The following is a 17,366-nucleotide window of genomic DNA, read 5'->3' on the forward strand; positions in this document are numbered from 1 at the left end:
TTGAACATTACAAAAAGGGTTTTTGAAATTACATTCTAATAAATCCATATCAGGTCAAAAAGTTTGTAGATGAATGGAATTTTTTCCCATATTTTGGGGAGTTTAGCGTAAACCTGCTTCCTTTACCTGCCACAACCTCCACCACGGAGTCCCCGGAGAATCGTGGTGCTCGTAGTGATAACCAAAAAAATAACAACTCAAAAAAGCCCAAACGTGGTTTTTTACCTGTGAACCGGAATGATGTTTATTGGATTGATCCCCTCTGTGTGGAAGAAACGTACCGAAATAAAACAATTGGAGGGTAGACAAAATGGCGGGTAACATCCAAAATAAAATCAGATTTTCTGTGGGAATAAATAGTTTCAGCAGGTTGAACGTGACGGCCATCAGTAGAATCTGCCAGACCGTAACATAGGCCGTGATAAAGCTAAAATACCAAGGCAGAAAGCGGTGTGAGGGATGATAATCAGGGTCTCCCTCCGTGGCTACGAATCGGTGGTGCAGATGATGCTTGGGATATAAGCGGTGGTAAAAATTATAAGAAAATAACAGTGCACTTACCCACCCGATGGCATGGTTTAGCTTTCGATTTCGCGACACTACCCCATGCATGGCATCGTGCGCGGTGATAAATAATCCGGTGTATAAATGCATCTGAACCAAAATAGCCAAATAGGTAAACGGATTCAAGTAATCAAGCTCCCAGGAAAGCAATAAGATCAACGAAGCAAACCACAAAGAAATGATGGAAATGGCAATGAATACTCCCTTGGGATCTATATCAAGTCCGTTGGCACGTGTAGATGGATTCATCTAGGAAAAACAATTTAGGGGGTCGATTCATTCAAAACCTGACGATCTTTTCTTTTACCTGCTCCATTAACCACATGGGAGTAGAAGTAGCCCCACATACGCCCACCGTTTGATTTTCTGAAAACCATGCCGGGTCTACCTCCTCCGGGTTTGATACAAAGTAAGTGTTTGGATTACATTCCTTACACACATTATAAAGCACTTTTCCGTTCGAGGATTTGGTGCCACTTACAAAGACGATGTGGTCAAATTTAGACGCAAAATCCCTAAGTTCCTTGTCCCTATTCGACACTTGGCGGCAGATGGTGTCGTTTGTATTGATGGAGATTCCGTTGTCTTTTAATATTTGATTAATCTCGTAGAATTTGTCGGTACTTTTGGTAGTCTGACTATATAGGGTGATATTTTTTGGCAAGCTGGGAATGTCCAACTCATTGATATCCTGAAAGACCACCGCCTTATTACCCGTTTGGCCCAACAGCCCTATCACCTCGGCATGGCCGTGCTTTCCATAGATGTAAATGGCTTCATCCTTATCATAGGAATTCTTGATGCGATTCTGAAGCTTCAGTACCACAGGACAACTTGCGTCTATCAGCGTAAGGTTGTTTTGTATGGCGAGTTGGTAAGTAGACGGTGGTTCCCCGTGCGCCCGTATCAATACCTTTTCATTGGTCAATTTCTTCAGCTCCTCGTGATCGATGATCACAAGGCCTTTACCTGCTAATCGCTTGACTTCTTCGTCGTTGTGTACAATATCCCCCAAACAGTACAGGTAGCCCTCGTTGTCAAGAATTTCCTCTGCCATTTCTATCGCGTAGACTACACCAAAACAGAAGCCCGAATGCTGATCAATATGTACTTGCAGGTTTAACATACCGTATTAACTTTGACCTTTTTGAAATGTTTTCCGTTCTTTGATTTTTTCGTATATCGTAACTACCATCAGGAGCATTCCCAGATTATATACGGAATCTTCTATGGGAATTGTTCCCAAGCGGATACCTAAATTTTCCCCGTTGTTATACCAGACGATGGGCTCGTCTATCCAAGATCCAGTCAACACCCCATTTATCAAGAAAAATGGAATCAATGAAACCAAATAGGCCATGAGAAACCTGCCAAAATGGACATCTTTAAATATAAGCAAATGAGCGGTTATTACCGCCGAAGTGAACAGAAAGTTTATCCCCGTGTACATTTTATCAAAGTGCACCAAGCCCAATACAACAAAAGAAGCGATCAGCACATACATCAAGTAGCGCGAAACAGGGCGAAACAGGTCCTTTTTGACAAAATAAATGAGCACCTCGTAAATGAACACACAGGCATAGGGTACGACTAAAAAAAACGCCCATTCTTCCAAAGGAAGTTCCAATAGATATATCCCTAAAATATACCGTGGATTAAACCCCCAAACACCCTGTACAGTAAACCAATGATCCCAAAGAATAAATACGAACGCCATTGCCAAAATCGCCGGAAACAGCGCATAGGCCTTTTTCGCATACTGTATACGGTGTTCAAAGGATTGGGCCAAAGGGTAGGAGAGGGAAAACAGCATCAACCCCAAATAATAATAATTCTCCATTCCTACCTTAGTTAAAGCCTAACTTGGATCCAAAATAGGTAGCAAGCAACAGGGATGCCTTCCTTGCGTTGGGAATACGTATGCGTTGGCGGGTGATGACCTCGGGAGAGGTTTCTTTTATCTTGTAAAAGAGTTTAAGGTAATATAAATACGCAATCTTTACCCCTAACATAGCTCCTTTTGGCAACTGCCTGATACCTATCAAGGCATCGTCAAAGTCCTTTTGAATATCTGCTTCTATTTCCGCCTTGACGGATCTGTCGAATCGCTTAAAATCAACACCCGGAAAATAAACCCTGCCCCGTTCCTCAAAGTCACTTTTAATATCTCGGAGAAAATTCACCTTCTGAAATGCCGCACCTAGGCTGCAGGCATATCCTTTTAATTTTTCATAAGTGGCTTTATCTCCCTCGCAAAATACTTTCAAGCACATCAGCCCTACAACCTCTGCCGATCCAAAGATGTATTCGTGGTACTTCTCGTCGTTGTATTTGGTGAAATCCAGGTCCATTTCCATACTATGCAAGAAGGCGTCTATCAACTCCCTGTCGATCTCAAATTGGTTTACAACGACCTGGAAAGCATGCAACACGGGATTGAGACTTATACCCTCCTCCAAAGCCAAATAGGTATCCGCCCTGAAGCGGTCCAACAGGGTCTTCTTATCGTATTCGTGAAAGGTATCCACAATTTCGTCTGCATAACGAACAAACCCATAAATGGCGTAAATGGACTTGTGAAACTTCTTGTCCAACGTTTTAATTCCCAACGTGAAAGAAGTACTGTACCGTTGTGTAATCAGTTTGCTGCATTCAAAAGTGGTGTCCTCAAAGAGCTGTTTGGGGGTAGTCATGGGATGAAGTTACTGATTTTTTTTGGTTATTGGTGCTCCTTTTGAATCTCCTTGGCCACGACGCCTCCCGAAATGAGAGAAGGGGGAACGCCCGGACCGGGAACGGTCAATTGGCCCGTGTAGTACAGGTTTGAGACCTTTTTACTTTTCAGGGAAGGCTTCAAGATCGCAGTCTGTGTCAAGGTATTTGCCAATCCATACGCATTCCCTTTGAACGCATGGTAGTCTGACATAAAGTCTTTGTGGGCATATGAACGCTTGTACACTACATGACTGCGAATTTCCTGCCCACTCAACTTCTCCAGGCGATCCATTATTATATGGTAGTATTGCTCCCGCAACGCTTCTGTATCGGTCAGACCCGGTGCCAAAGGCACTAAGATAAAGAGGTTTTCCTTTCCTTCGGGAGCCACACTTGGATCCGTCACCGACGGAGCGGAGACATAGAATAGAGGCTTCTCAGGCCAACGCGGCCGGGTATAAATAGCATCGGCATGAGGCCCTAGGGGTTCATCGAAAAACAGGTTATGATGCAATAAGTTTTTTAACTTTTTATCCACCCCCAGGTAGAAGAGTAACGAGGAGGGCGCCATCACCCGGGTATTCCAATAGTTATCCGAGTAATTCCTATACGAAGGGGCTAAGAGTTGTGTATCCACATGATGGTAATCCGCACCCGCTACTACCACGTCCGCATGCAGCGTTTCGCCATTTCCAAATGTCACGGACTGCGCCTTGCCGTTTACGACATTAATCTGCGTTACAGGGCTGCTAAATCGGAAGGTAACTCCCTTTTCCGTCGCAAGGGCGACCATCCCTTCAATAATCTTGTGCATGCCGCCCATGGGATACCAAGTACCCAATGCTATGTCGGCATAGTTCATCAAGCTGTAAAGAGCAGGGATATTTTCAGCCGTCTCCCCCAAAAAAAGCACGGGAAACTCCATCAAGCGGATAATCTTGTCTTCCTTGAAAAACTTCCGTACATGCTTGGACATGGATTGAAAAATATCCATTCGGAACAAATCTCGCAGCAAGCTGATCCGTGCAAATTCCATCAGAGACCGGCTGGGCTTATGGACCAGATCGTGAATGCCGACTTGGTATTTGTAGGCAGCCTGAAAAAGAAACGCATCTAAACGCTTGCCCGCCCCACTTTCCAAGCCCTCTATCATCTCCCTGAATGCCCCAAGGTCAGCCGGAATAGCTAGTGTATCGTCCTTCCCATAAATAACGGCATAGGACGGATCCAACCGAATCAGGTCGTAATAATCACTTACCTTTTTTCCAAAACTTTCAAAATACTGATCGAACACATCCGGCATCCAATACCAGCTTGGTCCCATATCAAAAACAAAACCCCCGGTTTCGAACTTTCTAGCCCTACCCCCGGGGGTACTATTTTTTTCGACTACAGTTACTTGGTAACCGCTTGCCGCTAGGTGGGTAGCAGCCGATATTCCCGCAAATCCGCTGCCTATAACCACCACATGTTTTCCAGTCATATTAATTCCTTGTTTGATAGATGCTCAACTGATCTTTAAGGAGCTTGCGTGCAATATGAATTCTATTTTTTACAGTTCCAATCGGAATTTGCAATTTATCTGCGATCTCATGGTACTTGAATCCGCGAAAATGCATCAGGAAAGGATCCTTATACACAGCATCCAGCCGAGCAATCGCTGTGGTAATGTCTTTCATCGCAAAGTCTCCATACGCATCATTTTCTATGATCGCCGCGCCGGAGTTGATAAAATGGAGGTTATCGGAAGTATCTACAAAGGTGCCACGACGGACCATTCGTTGATAATTCGTAATAAACGTATTTTTCATGATGGTGTACAGCCAAGCCTTTAAGTTGGTGCCATCTGTAAATTTATCTTTATTCGTAAAAGCCTTAACCATGGTGTCCTGTAACAGATCGTTCGCATCGTCAACATCTCTAGTCAACTTCAAGGCAAATGGCTTAAGTGATTTGGTAAGCTTGTTTAATGAGTAGCTAAATTCTAGTGTTGTCATGGTTTTCGGTTTTTGTTTAATCAAAAGTAGAGATCATTAAACATATAAACAAGAAAAATGTGTAACTTTTTTCAAAAAAGTTTAAACGTTAAAGTTTAGTGATCAAGAAAAAGCGGGAAATATAGCCCCCGATAGAGCCAAAGAAGCCCTCTGGAAGGTAAATGAGAACACATTTCATCTAGAGAAAAATAATATTGTTTAACAAAAACAAAAAAAGACTAACATTACTGTTAGTCTTTTCCAATATGCTCAAAGGGTACATGTCAGACCCAGGCCTTACGTAAAAAACGAAGCCAATTTCCGTGCATCACTTTTTCGATATCGGATTCGGAGTAGCCTCTGCTGGAGAGCATACCAGGTATACGCCGCAGATCTGCAATGGATTCCAGATCATAAGGACTCTGTTCACGACCGTAAGCCCCGTCCAGGTCGCTTCCGATTCCTATATGATCCGCGTTACCGGCAAGCTGACAAATATGATCCAGGTGATCTATGATTTTTTCTAAGTTGCAATCCATTTCCTTGGGAAGAGACTTTCCTTTAATCCAGCCAGGAACCATCATCCAGGCATCGAGCGCTCCACCGATTACAGCGCCCCTTTCTATCAGTGCTTTGATCTGTTCATCGCTAAACTGCCTGTTGTGGTTCACCAATGCTCTGCAATTGTTGTGACTGGCCCACACAGGACCGTTGTAATGAGCTAGCGCTTCCCAGAAACTCTCATCACACAAGTGTGTAGCATCAAGTATAATGTTCAACTCTTCCATTCGCTTAAGCAACTCATGCCCCTTAGGTCCCATAAACCCCGAGGCATCTGTCCCCTGGGCATATCTACCCGGGCCATAATGAGCCGGGCCGAGTGCCCGTAGACCAGAGGCGTAGGATTTTTCCAAATAGCGGATATCGATTATTGAATCTGCTCCTTCTAAAGAGAGAATGTAGCCTACGGGTTTCCCTTCGGTAGACTTGCCGTCACCCCAAAGTGCCAAATGCTTCTCCAAAGAAGCTAGGTCGGTGATTTGAACCATCTCCCCTAGGTCTTCCATGGCTTTATACCAAGCAAGCTGTCCCTGACTTTGGGCCCAAGCTTGTGCAGGCGAATGCCATCCGGGAAGGGGATTATTCGGAGCGACGAACCGTGCTATCTGGGTGGCAACCACCAAGCCAATCTCTGCCTCTCGAAGCGTAGGCAACGAGACAGTAGCATTCCCCCTGTCTGCCTTATCAGTGAGCCCGCTTTCACGTTCGTTGATTTCGCGGAGTGGTCTTGTCAGATCTCGGTTCCACTCCAGCGCATTCATGCTGAGATCCAGGTGCGCATCTATTGTAAACATGTGTTGAAAATGGTTGGGATAAAAACGTTGATCAGTAAGTGATTTTTTTATCGCGGGAAATGGTACGCCAAACGCCTGTCGGCCTGCCATCCTTTACCGTATAGGCTTGCTCGTACAGCGCTACCGTAGGACAAATGTGATAAGGAATGCCGAAAAAGCCATCCCCGACCTGATGGGTATGATCGGGAGATACTCGGTAGACCAAATGCTCTTCACTTTGGCTAACAGGCTCCCATCCACTAACACCCAGAAGCGTCACCCGATTGGCTAGGGGATTCTCTGCTGCAATAGACTTGTGGCCCAAGTCCAAACAAATCAGATCAGGGGCAGGAAGTGAAATAATTCGGGTAAATACCAATGCTGCGGGTGTATAGGGCTGCTCGGGCAATCCATCGCTATACCCCTTATCCCAATAAATAAAGGTACCGGGAGAACACACTACACCCGAACGCTTTGCATGTATGGTAAAAGTAGTAGAACCTCCCGCAACAATCTCTACCTCCACTCCCTCTGACCGCATTTTTGCAGCCAAATCCGCTACAGGAGAAAACCCGGCATCACAGGCTATTTTTCGCTCGTTCCAGTCAAGCTGCCGAAGATGGCCGTCATAGACATGCATGCCTGCTACCTTCAAGCCTGGCAAGGCCAGACAAGTGCGGTACAATTCTTCTGCTGATTCATCGGGCACAATACCGGTGCGGTTGGTCTGTGCATTGATGTCCAGGTATACCTCAAAAGGTTTTCCACATGCCACCCCTTTTTCCGACAGTTGGTTCGCTATGTGAACAGTATCGACCAAACAGGCAAACCTAATCGCGGGAAAATCCTGTATCAACATTTCCCACCGTACCTGCTTCGGCCCTACCGGCTGATAGGAAAGTAAGATATCCTTCGCTCCGGCTTTCACCAACATTTCCGCCTCTGGGATTGTCGCACACTTAAACCTCGAGATGCCCGCATCCATCATTAAGCGGCATGCCTCGATCGATTTATTCGTCTTCACATGCGGACGCAACCTTTGAACATCTCCAATTGCCTGAACTGCCTTTTGGATATTTTCCTTGACGATATCCGTGAAAATCAACAATGCGGGAGAATCGATCAGATCCGGTTCTGAAAGCCCGTACTTGCTTTGATCAAACATACTATTCCAGTTCAAACAGTGCTTCGATCTCCACAGGGATATTGCCGGGCAAAGACCCAAACCCTACAGCGCTACGGGTACCGATGCCGTTTTCCTCGCCCCACACCTTTGCGAATAGCTCGCTGCATCCATTGATCACAAAAGGATGCTCTCCAAAATCTACTGTGCTATTAACCATCCCCAGTACCTTGATCACCCGCTTAACCTTATTGAGGCTTCCTAAGTGTGTCTGAATGGTAGCAAGCATAGTCAGGCCTACCTGCTGTGCTGCCAGTTTAGCTTCTTCCTTATCCATATCCCGACCTACCTTTCCGGCAATCAACGTCCCGTCTACCTTTACGGGGCCATGACCGGATAAATAGAGGTGCTTCCCATCGATTACAAAGGGCTTGTAAACGCCCATAGGCGCCGGCGCCGGTGGCAAGGTTAATCCAAGTTCTTTAAATCTAGATTCTGCTGATGCGATTTCCATATCCTATTCATTGTTTATTTTATCACGAAGTTAAAGAATAAAATCCAGAGCCAAAACTCCCACAAGGCCCCCTATTGCTGCAACGGTTTCAACCAAGGACCAGGAAAGCAAGGTCTGCTTGACAGTGAGGTTGAAGTATTCTTTCACCAACCAAAAGCCTCCATCGTTGAAATGGGAAAAGATCAGGCTGCCGGATCCTATAGCCAATACCATCAGGTTGGGGTTAATGTCACCGGTACCTACAAGGGGTCCGATAATCCCAGCCGCCGTAAGTGCGGCCACCGTGGCTGACCCCACTGATAGGCGGATTATCGCTGCTATCAGCCATCCCAAAAACAACGGTGGAATATCCCAATCTTCCATAGCTGTGGCAATGTCGGCGCTGATGCCACTTGACACCAATACCTCCTTGAATGCCCCCGCCCCAGCTATGATCAATATAACCAGGGCAATATCCTTCACTGCCTTGCCGTAGCCATCCATCACAGAAACAACCGTTCGTCCCTTCCGTAACCCCAAACTTACGGTAGCCCATAACAAGGAGAATAACATGACAATACCGGGATCACCGATGAAGGACAACAAAGCGTAGCTATCAGAATCTGTGTCTACTCTCAATAAAATCAACGAAGTGGCAATCAACAGAAAAACCGGCAACAATGCGGAAACCATACTATTGGCTAAGGAAGGAAGCGCCTCCGATGGCTTGTCTTCCGCTTTGAAGGCCTCCAACAGAACCACCTCCATACTGCGAATCCAAGGCAGCCGAGCCAATCCAGGCCCGGCCACCAAGATCACAGGAACCGCGATCAGTAGCCCATAAATTAACGTGAGTCCCATATTGGCGCCAAACTGTGAGACCAACGCAACCGGAGCGGGGTGAGGAGGAAGCAGTCCATGGGTAACCGACAGCGCGGCAAGCATGGGAACCCCCACAAACATGGTAGGGATTTTATATTGATAAGAAACGGCAAAAACCAACGGTATCAACAACACAAACCCAACATTAAAAAAGAGCGGGATTCCAACCACAAATGCGGTCAAAGTAATCGCCCAATGAATACGGTGCTGGCCAAAAAGCTGCATCAAAAACGCTGCAATGCGTTGGGCAGCGCCGCTATCTGCAACTATTTTTCCAAGCATTGCACCCAGTGTGATGATAATTACCAGGCCACCCAACAAATCTCCGATTCCCTTTTGAACGGCCCCCATAATACCATCCAAGGGGATCCCCAACAATACACCCGCAAACACCGAGACTATTAGAAAAGAGATAAAGGGCTCAACTTTGAACCAAACAATGAACAAAACCAATAAAATAATACTGATGGCAATAGCGAGAAAACCCATGGAAAGACCTGTTTTCGAAAATGAATTTTCGGAAAAAATACGCTATTCTAAACGAAAACCCTATCCAGTCATCATAAAATCCCTATTTCTTTACCCATTTGATGGTTTCCATCTTCTCTACAACCAACACCTGAATAAGATAAAGACCCGCATCAAACTCTTTGGCCTTTTCCAAAAATAAGGGCTTTAGCTCCCCAAGGATTCCCTCAGCTTGAAACAATAAATTTCCATTGCCGGCCTTAACCCAGATGGCACCCACCTGTTTTTCCTGCACCCTAGAAAGGCTCATACCGATGTTTCCCCCAAGATAGGGATTGGGGAACACTTTTATTCCCTTCGGACTCACCTCCGATCTGCTCATCTTAAACACCTCACTCATAGACGCCTGCCCATCAAAATCAATCTGATTGATGAAGTAGTAAACTTGGACATGGTCGGGAAGATTGGAATCAAAAAACGTATACGTGGCAGGGCCGGTGAAAGCCTGCGAACCTGGAATCTCTCCCGCAAGGTCAAACGAATTCCCTCCATCAACAGACCGAAATACCTGAAATTTATCGTTGTTTTTTTCTTGGGCCACAGACCAACTGACATTCGCCCCCTGATAGGTTTCTTCGGCGTCCATACCCAGCCATTTTACCGGCAGGCTCGTGATCACCTCAATGGTGACTGACCCATAAGCCGAATTGGAGAGGTTGCCTCGTTCGGTTATCTGATAGAAAATCACATAGGTGCCCGCTTCAGCATCAGGAGACACATCCACCGTACCATCTTCATTGAGTCGCACCCATCCGTTCGGCTCTTGGTTCTCCACTAAAAGGATTACCGTTTCGGGTGTGGCAGGTTGCTCTTTGAGTTCATCATTGAGCAACACATTGACCACGTTCTTTACTCCAGGAGGTGTCTCCATAGCAAAATCATCTCGCACATAAATGGAGTTCCGGAAAAATACGATCTTTCCATCTGCGCCGTTTACATTGATGACCCGAAATCCATGGATCGCTTCATTGGTTCCAAATAGCTGCGGAGAAAATACTACCAAGTGTTGTGGCTGGGTTGGATAGTTGCCCTGATTTACTATTTGGGTGTTCCAAGGATAGCCTCGCAGCTGAATCGTCTGAGCGGAAGCTATTGGCTGTCCGTTCACATCCAGCGCCTGAAAGTCCATACTGCTGTTTCCATCCCGCTCAGAAACCACCAAATAACCGGACTTGGGTACTTCAACGGGGTAAATGACATCCATAAACACCTCATTGGCAGGGATATTACTACCTCCAATATCCCAATAAGATCGAAAATCGGGTGTAGAGACCACCTCTTCGATGGCATGGGCAAACTCACTATTCATGTGGCTGATATATGTCCCGTCATACTTCGCCACGCCCACGCCGCTGGCAGGAATTACTGTAGTACCAATACGGGGATGCAAATTCGTGACTATGGGAGTCCTCGTGGTGGCAAAAATCTCGGTCCCGTCGGCTAGCAAAATGGTCTCAATCACTACAGGTGACCGATCCGGGAGAGGATTACTACGGGAAGCGAGGTCTGTTGTCTGTGTGATCAACTCCCCCGCTACCAACAGCCTTAATTCTTGGATGGGTATTTGGTTTTCGGTTTGGTTAACCACCACCTGCCCATGAGCATCCAACGGCATACCTGTTAGGGTGCATATGATGACGAATATCCATATGATTATCCATCCCGTTTTCATGGCAAGAAGGGTGACAACCCCAAATTTACAGGTCAGCTCGTCGAGTACGACCTATTGATTACTATGTAAAAATACGGAATTTTAAAGAATTTAAATATATTTATGCCGACAATTTCAGTATATTATTTTATAAAGTAGTTTTTTATATGTGAAATACAAAATATGATCAATATTTCTTAAGCCACTTTATCGTCTGTGAATTTTGCTTGTTTAGAAGATGAAAAAAATAAACACCCTGCCCTAACTCAGCCAAATGTGCGGCCAAATCCATGACCTGCTTCTGACTTTCCAATACCCTATCCTGCCACAATTTCCCCCGGCTATCGTGAATTATCAAGCGGGTGTCACCTCGCAAAAACCGAGGTGGAATAATCAGATTCACCGGTCCGGAAAAATACGGGTTTGGAAAAATTGCCGCTGTGGTTTCACCGCCGCTATCCTTAACGGTTACTGCAAAAACCGGACTTTCACTGACCGTTCCGCCTTCATACAAGGCGATGAGCTGATAAAAGACCCGAATTTCGGAAAAGCCTTGCAAAGAGTCTAGAAAATAAAACGACGCTCCCTCCCTCCCGAGCGAGTCGCTAGCTGCGTCCATGACAGGATCAAATGGTACACCTGCACCAAGGGCACGAACGAGCTTGAATCGGGTACCCTCCTTTGCCTCCGATTGCCAGGTGATCTGAACACCACCATCCACCTCCGTAGCAGAAAGGTGTGCCCATTCCAACGGCAGAATACTCAAAGGCTCGGTACTCGCCAACGTAAAGGTAGCCGCTGACAAATCCTCGAACTCCAATAGTCTTCCTGCCCACAAGGTAGTATGTTGAACCACAGACTCTCGGTGCAGGCCATGAGCTACCTCCCCATCACCTGAAATACGTAGATCCGAAAGATCATTTAATACCATATCATCGCCCTGAATCCAGACTTCCAGTTCCCCCTCGTGATCGCCTGTGCGATTCATCACAAAATGACTATGGAGATAGTAAACGATTTCCTTCCCGTCGTGATCTATCAGCCCAGCCCCGTAACCAACCCCGGGCTGCTGCAAATATTCGATGGAAAGGCCTTGATTGCTTGTGATGGAATGGGCCAATAGCCTCAGTTTCCTCGGACTACCCAGGATATCATCAAAAAACGGAAAAACAGCATTTAGATCATCTAGCGTATTGGCAAGATGGTGCAAATCCAGCCCGGATAAATTTCTCCAATAGCCCTGCTGGTATCGGTAAGTACCGACAGCCAAGGTATTCAGCAATAACCGATTTCCCTCAAAATCAACGTACCCGGCTTCCATGGAGAGATCCCTCATTACCTCCGCATCATGCGCCATGCGCACCAATCCTCCAGATTTGGATACAGATAAATCCGTTAGCCGAAAGCCATCCCAATCGATAAGCTGATCCTCGACACCTAGGAGGGTTAATGCGGTCCCCCCGTCGAGAACAGACCCTCCTTCTACCAAAAAATCCCCGTGTAAAATTAACTCCGAAGGAAGGATTTTTGGGCCAACTCCCGCGAAGGTCAAGGTATGGTAGGTAGTGATTTGCTGACTTTCGGCAAAGGTTTTGGCTAAAAATTGCTGATTCTGAACACCCTCATTTAGATAGGTCACACGTCCATCCAACTGAACCGATGCAGCTTCTAGCTGTGGCCTCAGCCCCAAGAGCACCAACTCTGCGTCTTCCTCCACGATAAACTCAGCAGCAGGGCGGGCTCCTGTCCTCCGCAGTATCTGTCCATCAGGCGCGGATGCCTCGGAAATGAGCCGAGCCCCTGAACGGACAATCAGGCTGCCATAGGCCCCCACACCAAAACTATCGTGTATATTAAAAGAAAACGTGGAAGTAGCCGCTGTACCCTCTGTATTCACCGTCTGATACACGGTGCCGCTTTCGATGATAAATGCGTTTGCCTTAAACGCGGCATTCACAGTAAGTACTGCTCCTGGTTCGGGATTAAAACGAACCATGAACCTACTATAGTTGGTCAGGCCACTCCACGAACTCCTATCTACCACGACGCGGGATTCGCCACGAAACACCAACGAGCCTTGCTCGGGATAGATCCAATCTGTGGAAGGATGGGCGTTGGGATGAATTACCCAATTTCCGTCTAAATCTTCACCAATACTACGCAGCGCCCCATAAATATTCAAATCAAACTGCTGCAGATTGAGTTTCCGCCCGGGGGATTCTCCCTGTCCGAATAGGTGAAGGCTATTTACCTCTGCCGATTCACTAAGCCTTACCTCCTGACCCCTTAGTATAAATACGTCGTTTACCCGGGAAGGAGGAACAAGGGCGGGACTCCACGTGCCCTCCTGAAAAACTTCCCACGTCAGCGGGTCTCCCCAGTCTCCAACTGCTCCTACTGCCAAGGCACTTCTATATGTCCCGGAAACAGGAAAAATTTGCTGAGAATAAGAAGGGTAAAGCCATAACAATAGAGATGCAAAGACTAAATAAAATAGCCTAGAACTCAAAAAACACCTTAATAACGATATACACATTAATACATCCATATTAAGATTGGAAAGGCAATAAATTTACACCTTTAAATATTTCTTGTCAATACCTAAGTGCCTTTTTTTATGAAAAATTTTCACCTTAGAAAATGAATTGGCAGGGTATTTCGACTCGGGTATCCAAGACCAGCTCCGTGAATCATCTGATGGCAAAACTTGGAGCCTAAAAAACCATTTATTTCGTTAAATTTGTCTCCATAGATCCTTCTTTGGCAAAACATACTAAGTGGACCTATGATCCGTAAATTTTCGTTGGCCCCATGATTTCTCGAGCTCTTTTATTCCTTACGTTAATTTTTCTCCTCCTGTCACCGTCAGGTTTTGAAGCCACCGCACAGGATTACCAAATCAGCCTGATTACCTGCGATCCGGGTGATGAACTCTACTCGACCTTTGGACATAGTGCCATCCGCGTGCTGGATAAAACATCGGGAACGGACTTGGTGTATAATTACGGAACCTTTGATTTTAACACACCTTTTTTCTACGTGAAGTTCAGCCGTCGAACACTCGACTACCAATTGGCTCTAACAACCTTCGAGCAGTTTTTATACGAGTACAACTATTTTAAGCGCAGCGTTCGGGAACAGGTGCTAGACCTATCACCGAAGCAGACCAGGGAAATTCTACAGTTCCTGCGGATCAACTATCAACCCGAAAATCGAAAGTACCGGTACGATTTCTTCTTTGACAACTGCGCCACCCGGATCCGGGACATGATGCAGTCTGTGCTGGACAATTCCTTAGAATGGAAAGAACCGGCGGACGCGGATCAAAAATCATTTCGTCAGCTCATTGACGAATACGTCTATCCGCTACCTTGGTCAGACTTGGGCATAGACCTGGCACTGGGCGCGGTGATCGATCGGGAAGCGAGGGAACACGAAAAACTTTTCTTGCCGGATTATCTTGAAGCCGCGTTCGCTCGGGCCGAGGTGGTTGGTGACGGTCCCCGAAGGCCATTGGTGAAAGAAACCCATGTGATCTATGATTTCCCCGACCGAGAAGTTGCCTTTAGCATTTTGAATCCCTACCTCATTCTTTGGTTGGTTTCTATTGTTGTAGGAATAGTTACCTTCTTGGGTTTCAAAAGAAAAAAGCTTTACACATCCGTGGACATCGTATTGTTCGGGGCCTTGGGCATTCTGGGTATCGTGATCGTATACCTTTGGTTCTTTACCGAACATTCCCAAACAAAAATGAATTGGAACCTACTGTGGGCATTTCCGCTGCACCTGTCTGTTGCATTTATGTCGGCAAGAAGACTTAACCCCATTTGGATGAAAAGATACCTGCTTTTCGCCCTGATAGCCGCTGACCTGGGATTGATCTTTTGGTTAACAGGCATTCAGTCTTTCCATCCGGCCATCTTGCCACTTCTACTGGCAACCATTCTGAGGAGTAATTTTCTCTATTACCACGTGGATAAGTGGATGTTGACAAAGAACTGACCATCGAATCAAACTATTATGCCGGCAAGAAGCGTTATAGTTACTTAACATTGCCTCACCATGGGATTTAAGATTATCTCAGACTACCAGCCTACAGGAGACCAACCTACTGCCATTCAGTCCCTTGTGGAAGGTATTCAAAACAACGAGCCTGCACAGGTACTTCTGGGGGTTACCGGATCTGGCAAGACCTTCACGGTGGCCAACGTGATACAGCAGGTTCAGAAACCCACCTTGGTACTCAGTCACAATAAGACCCTTGCCGCGCAGCTATACGGAGAATTCAAGCAGTTTTTCCCGGAAAACGCCGTTGAGTATTTCATTTCCTACTACGACTACTACCAACCGGAGGCCTACATTCCTACGAGCGGCACCTACATCGAAAAAGATCTTTCGATCAATGATGAAATTGAAAAACTTAGGCTTTCGGCCACATCCGCCTTACTTTCCGGTAGACGAGACGTACTAGTGGTAGCTTCGGTATCCTGCATCTATGGCATCGGAAACCCGGAGGAGTTTGGCAAAAATGTCATTCACCTACAGGAGGGAGACAGGGTACCCAGAAACCAATTGCTATATAAGCTTGTAGAGGTTTTGTACAGTCGCTCCAATGCGGAATTTACCCGGGGTACTTTTCGAGTGAAGGGCGACACTGTGGATATTTTTGTTGCCTATGCCGATTTTGCTTACCGCATCTACTTTTGGGGAGATGAAATTGAGGCCATTCAGCGGATAGACCCTGAATCCGGTAAAAAACTGGCAGATGAAAAAATCATCACCATCTATCCCGCAAACCTATTTGTCACCGGGAGGGATGTACTTGACCAGGCAATTCACGAGATTCAGGATGACTTGGTGGCGCAAGTGTCCTTTTTCGAGCGGGATATGAAGCTGATGGAAGCCAAGCGCCTGAAAGAGCGAACAGAGTTTGATCTGGAGATGATCCGGGAACTTGGGTACTGCTCCGGAGTGGAAAATTACTCCAGATACTTTGACCGAAGACTCCCGGGAAGCAGGCCTTTTTGCCTGTTGGATTATTTCCCCGAAGATTACCTATTGGTGATCGACGAAAGCCATGTCACGGTGCCACAGGTTCGTGCAATGTGGGGAGGAGATCGATCCAGAAAAGCCAATCTGGTCGAATATGGGTTCCGTTTACCATCTGCAATGGACAACCGCCCCTTGAAGTTTGAAGAGTTTGAAGCGCTATCCAACCAGGTCATCTACGTAAGTGCCACCCCTGCAGACTACGAACTGACTAGATCAGGTGGGGTAGTAGTGGAGCAAATCATACGCCCTACGGGTCTCTTGGACCCCATCATTGAGGTAAGGCCCAGCGCCAACCAAATTGATGACCTGTTGGAAGAAATAGACCAGACCATATCCGAAGAGGCCCGGGTACTGGTGACCACGCTTACCAAGCGCATGGCCGAGGAATTGCAGAAGTTCTTGGAGCGTGCAGGGGTTAAGTCCCGTTATATCCATTCGGAAGTGAAACCACTCGACCGGGTAGAAATCCTCCGGGAGCTACGTCTTGGGATATTTGACGTCTTAGTCGGGGTGAACCTATTGCGGGAGGGGCTGGACTTACCGGAGGTGGCGTTAGTAGCCATCCTAGATGCGGACAAGGAAGGCTTTCTACGAAATGAGCGAAGCCTCGTACAAACCATAGGACGAGCGGCGCGAAACGAAAAAGGGAGGGTGATCATGTACGCAGACAAGGTAACCGATTCCATGGAGGTAGCCATCGAAGAAACGAACCGAAGGCGCGCCAAGCAACAGGCCTACAACGAAGAACACGGCATCACACCCAAAACCGTCATCAAGTCGAGAGAAAAGATCATGGGCCAAACGAAAGTGGCGGACAGCAAACGAAATGCAAAGGTATATGCAGAGGATTTGCATTCAGAAAATGGCGTAGCTGCAGATCCAGTCGTTCAATACCTTAGCAAAGAAAAACTGGAAAAGCTGGTTCAGCAGACCCAAAAGCGCATGGAGACCGCAGCGAAGGAGCTGAACTTTATGGAGGCTGCCAGGCTTCGGGATGAATGGCAGGGATTGAAAAACCGATTGGAAGAACTAAACCGGGGAATTTAAC

The 17,366-nt window shown here is 46.5% G+C and carries 14 protein-coding genes; 2 read left to right on the forward strand and 12 right to left on the reverse strand.

Translation table 11 applies throughout. The features are described 5' to 3' along the window. Positions 1 to 102: 102 nt before the first annotated feature. The 12 genes from IAQ59_RS11715 to IAQ59_RS11770 form a co-directional block, all read right to left on the reverse strand. Positions 103 to 813 (reverse strand): fatty acid desaturase, encoded by a 711-nt coding sequence (locus IAQ59_RS11715; RefSeq protein WP_209330994.1) that lies wholly within the window; start codon positions 811 to 813, stop codon positions 103 to 105. A gap of 31 nt (positions 814 to 844) precedes the next feature. Then, a complete protein-coding gene (locus IAQ59_RS11720; protein WP_209330995.1) occupies positions 845 to 1,690 on the reverse strand; it encodes a 4-hydroxy-3-methylbut-2-enyl diphosphate reductase in 846 nt (281 codons plus the stop codon). A 6-nt stretch (positions 1,691 to 1,696) separates the two neighbouring features. Next, positions 1,697 to 2,404 (reverse strand): lycopene cyclase domain-containing protein, encoded by a 708-nt coding sequence (locus IAQ59_RS11725; protein ID WP_209330996.1) that lies wholly within the window; start codon positions 2,402 to 2,404, stop codon positions 1,697 to 1,699. A gap of 7 nt (positions 2,405 to 2,411) precedes the next feature. After that, complete coding sequence (locus IAQ59_RS11730) at positions 2,412 to 3,257, reverse strand: phytoene/squalene synthase family protein (protein WP_209330997.1); 846 nt, start codon at positions 3,255 to 3,257, stop codon at positions 2,412 to 2,414. 26 nt (positions 3,258 to 3,283) lie between these two features. Then, complete coding sequence (locus IAQ59_RS11735; protein ID WP_209330998.1) at positions 3,284 to 4,762, reverse strand: phytoene desaturase family protein; 1,479 nt, start codon at positions 4,760 to 4,762, stop codon at positions 3,284 to 3,286. 1 nt (position 4,763) lies between these two features. Continuing rightward, positions 4,764 to 5,276: an RNA polymerase sigma factor gene (locus tag IAQ59_RS11740; protein WP_209330999.1), complete on the reverse strand. Its 513-nt coding sequence runs from the start codon at positions 5,274 to 5,276 to the stop codon at positions 4,764 to 4,766. Between the two features lie 263 nt (positions 5,277 to 5,539). Further along, positions 5,540 to 6,610 carry a dipeptidase gene (locus IAQ59_RS11745; RefSeq protein WP_209331000.1) on the reverse strand — a complete coding sequence of 357 codons (1,071 nt, stop codon included), beginning with the start codon at positions 6,608 to 6,610 and terminating at the stop codon, positions 5,540 to 5,542. Between the two features lie 31 nt (positions 6,611 to 6,641). After that, positions 6,642 to 7,754 carry a D-TA family PLP-dependent enzyme gene (locus IAQ59_RS11750; RefSeq protein WP_209331001.1) on the reverse strand — a complete coding sequence of 371 codons (1,113 nt, stop codon included), beginning with the start codon at positions 7,752 to 7,754 and terminating at the stop codon, positions 6,642 to 6,644. Between the two features lies 1 nt (position 7,755). Continuing rightward, positions 7,756 to 8,226 (reverse strand): RidA family protein, encoded by a 471-nt coding sequence (locus tag IAQ59_RS11755; protein WP_209331002.1) that lies wholly within the window; start codon positions 8,224 to 8,226, stop codon positions 7,756 to 7,758. Positions 8,227 to 8,256: 30 nt separating this feature from the next. Further along, a complete protein-coding gene (locus IAQ59_RS11760) occupies positions 8,257 to 9,576 on the reverse strand; it encodes a gluconate:H+ symporter (RefSeq protein WP_209331003.1) in 1,320 nt (439 codons plus the stop codon). An 82-nt stretch (positions 9,577 to 9,658) separates the two neighbouring features. Beyond that, complete coding sequence (locus IAQ59_RS11765) at positions 9,659 to 11,287, reverse strand: fibronectin type III domain-containing protein (RefSeq protein WP_209331004.1); 1,629 nt, start codon at positions 11,285 to 11,287, stop codon at positions 9,659 to 9,661. 166 nt (positions 11,288 to 11,453) lie between these two features. Beyond that, a complete protein-coding gene (locus IAQ59_RS11770; RefSeq protein WP_209331005.1) occupies positions 11,454 to 13,670 on the reverse strand; it encodes a T9SS type A sorting domain-containing protein in 2,217 nt (738 codons plus the stop codon). A 407-nt stretch (positions 13,671 to 14,077) separates the two neighbouring features. Here IAQ59_RS11770 and IAQ59_RS11775 point away from each other — a divergent pair, with 407 nt between their 5' ends. Together IAQ59_RS11775 and uvrB are read left to right on the forward strand one after the other, a co-directional pair. Beyond that, positions 14,078 to 15,268, forward strand: coding sequence for an Lnb N-terminal periplasmic domain-containing protein (locus tag IAQ59_RS11775; RefSeq protein ID WP_209331006.1), 1,191 nt, complete (start codon positions 14,078 to 14,080; stop codon positions 15,266 to 15,268). A 60-nt stretch (positions 15,269 to 15,328) separates the two neighbouring features. Beyond that, positions 15,329 to 17,365, forward strand: coding sequence for an excinuclease ABC subunit UvrB (gene uvrB / locus IAQ59_RS11780; protein WP_209331007.1), 2,037 nt, complete (start codon positions 15,329 to 15,331; stop codon positions 17,363 to 17,365). The last annotated feature ends 1 nt before the right edge of the window (position 17,366 follow it).

The sequence above is a fragment of the Lunatimonas salinarum genome (assembly GCF_017811155.1).
In the GTDB taxonomy this organism is placed as follows: domain Bacteria; phylum Bacteroidota; class Bacteroidia; order Cytophagales; family Cyclobacteriaceae; genus Lunatimonas; species Lunatimonas salinarum.